2 protein-coding genes are annotated in these 2,670 nt (G+C 53.1%); one reads left to right on the top strand and one right to left on the bottom strand.

What is annotated here, in order from left to right; all coding sequences use genetic code 11:
* Positions 1 to 141: 141 nt before the first annotated feature.
* Positions 142 to 795, bottom strand: coding sequence for a Uma2 family endonuclease (locus ACTS3T_RS04505; RefSeq protein ID WP_377965791.1), 654 nt, complete (start codon positions 793 to 795; stop codon positions 142 to 144).
* Between the two features lie 215 nt (positions 796 to 1,010).
* Here ACTS3T_RS04505 and ACTS3T_RS04500 point away from each other — a divergent pair, with 215 nt between their 5' ends.
* Positions 1,011 to 2,492 carry a DEAD/DEAH box helicase gene (locus ACTS3T_RS04500; RefSeq protein WP_377965793.1) on the top strand — a complete coding sequence of 494 codons (1,482 nt, stop codon included), beginning with the start codon at positions 1,011 to 1,013 and terminating at the stop codon, positions 2,490 to 2,492.
* Positions 2,493 to 2,670: the final 178 nt, after the last annotated feature.

The raw sequence follows: 2,670 nt of genomic DNA, 5'->3' as shown, positions 1-2,670 counted from the left end.
GAAGCTGAGTGTTATGACGATCTCTTTGGATTTACCCTTAGAGCTAGAGAAAGAGCTTTCTGCTGAGGCTTCCCAGCTTAAATTGCCTCTGTCAGAGTATATTCTTCGTGTTCTCTCCTTACAAAGAATTGCCTGTTGCTTCTACCTAGCCCCAGCCAAAAACCGTCTCACCCAAACCCGAAACTCTCGCACAGCCTGACTACGCCCTACCACACCCGATCGCGCCACAAAATCAGTCACCATCGCCGCGATCGGCCAGCCCAGAAACGTCGGGCTTTCTGCCATTTCTACATACTGCCCCTGCCGCAAAACTTCAACCTGCAACCTGCCATTGTCATAACGCCACAGTTCCGGTACCCCCAGCGCCGCATAAGCCTCTGTTTGCGTTTTAGAAGTTAAGTCAACCTCAATCGCCAAATCAGGTGGCGGATCAATCGTTAGATCAACCCGCCCCTTACCAATCATGCGAGCATAGTTTTGAATATAGAAAGAATCATCCGGCTCCACCCCCTTCGCCATATCCTGTCGCTTAAACGTCGTCGAGCCAAACGACTCACAATCTCTATTAAGTTCTTCCAGCAAAATTTTGACCAGATCGCCAATCAGTACCTTGGCCTTTTCATGTTCTGGCAGCGGCGACATAATTGAGAGCTTTCCATCACTGTAGGCAATGCGAATATTACGAGCCTCCCCTAGCTCCTGCAAAATCGCCTCAAACTCAGACCAGCTAACATCCTGCAAATCTAACCGCTGGCCAGGAGAAATTTGAATCTGGCGGAGTTGTAGCGTCACCATATTCCATCTTTTTGCAGCCGAGACATGCATTCACTATAGCCTGAGTCTAAGCTCAGCAGAGCGCTTGAGTCGGCGCGTTAGCGGCAGAGTTGCAAAGCGGGTTTCTAGCTAGCAATTGGGTAGCCAGATGTTGGGTGGGCGATCGCGGCTTACGGGCTAAAGCTAATAAACCGCAAGCAGAGTGTCACAATAAGGCCAGGGTGTATAGGTAAGCAATGGCCCGAACGCCGACACTAAAATTTGACCGGGGAACGTTGATTTTGCATCCTCCCCCACGGGGTAAAGCTTGGGTAGACTTTGCCATTTGGGACGATCGCATTGAGCGTTTTCGGGTTCCGGCTAACCAGTATCGGCCTTTGGTGGAAGCGCTCCGCGCTGAAGGTATTTCTTTTGAAGACCAATCTTCTAAATTTGAGCCGCTTCAGCTTCAGCCTCAGCTGGCGATGGAACCCTACCGCCATCAGCAAGAAGCCCTCAGTGCTTGGGTAAAGTCGGGTTGGCGCGGCGTTGTGGTGCTACCCACCGCTGCCGGAAAAACCTACCTAGCGCAGATGGCAATGCAGGCCACCCCTCGCAGTACCTTGATCACCGTGCCAACGCTGGATTTGATGCACCAGTGGTATGCCCACTTAGAAGCCGCTTTCCCAGATGTAGAAGTGGGCTTGCTGGGGGGTGGATCGCGCGATCGCAGCCCGATTTTGGTCGCCACTTACGACAGCGCTGCCATCCATGCCGAAACGCTGGGCAACCAGTATGCTTTGTTAATTTGCGACGAATGCCACCACTTGCCCAGCGACTTTAACCGGGTGATTGCCGAATTTTCGATCGCACCTTATCGACTCGGCCTCACGGCCACCCCCGATCGCGCTGATGGCCGCCACGAAGACCTGACGCAGCTACTCGGCCCTGTTGTTTACCACAAAACGGCTGAAGAACTCTCTGGTCAAGCGCTGGCTCCGTATCAAATCATTCAAATTAAGGTGAAGCTATCTGAAACTGAACGCGATCGCTACGATTTTTTAATTCAGCGCCGTAATCGCTTTTTGCAAGAAAATAACCTCTGGCTTGGCACAACGCAAGGCTGGCAGCGCTTTGTGGCAGCTAGTGCTCGATCGCAGGCCGGACGCCGCGCCATGTTAGCCCATCGAGAAGCTAAAGCGATCGCCCTGGGTACCGACGGCAAGCTAAAAATTCTGCAAGACCTCTTAGCCCAGCACTATCCAGAGCGTACGCTCATCTTCACTAACGACAACGCTACGGTTTATCGCATTTCGCAAGATTTTTTGATTCCATCGATTACCCACCAAACCCCGGTCAAAGAGCGCCACGACGTTTTGCAGAAGTTTCGTAGCGGCGAGTATAAAACGCTGGTTGTCTCCCATGTGTTAAACGAAGGGGTAGACGTGCCAGAGGCGAGGGTGGCGATTTTGCTCTCAGGGTCTGGCTCAACTCGCGAGTATATTCAGCGGCTGGGGCGGGTTTTGCGTAAAGGCACAGGCGAGAAGCTGGCGTTGCTGTATGAGGTGATTGCCGAAGAAACCACTGAAGAAAACGTTTCCCGTCGCCGCCGCCAACCGACTAAGCCCAAAGTTGCACCCAATCAGCTTGAGTTGGCTCCGGTTTATGATATTGCTGCCCATCGTGCGCCTAAAGCGGCTGAGGCTGAGGCTGATTGGCAGATGGGTGAGGAAGAGTAACGGCTGGGGTGGGTTTAGCGTTGCCGCTGCTGGCTATAGCGCAGTATGTCGCCAGGGTCAGGACGGATGAGGACGCCGTTTTCAGGGATGTCAACGGGGTGGCTCCAGGCTGAGCGATCGCGGTAGCCGAGTAAATACAAGCGATCGATGACGTTTTGGGTGTCGGTGGGGGAACCGA

It is taken from the genome of Almyronema sp., assembly GCF_052168255.1.
Classification (GTDB): Bacteria; Cyanobacteriota; Cyanobacteriia; order Phormidesmidales; family Phormidesmidaceae; genus Sphaerothrix; species Sphaerothrix epifaneia.
This window is presented reverse-complemented; position numbering and strand designations above follow the sequence as displayed.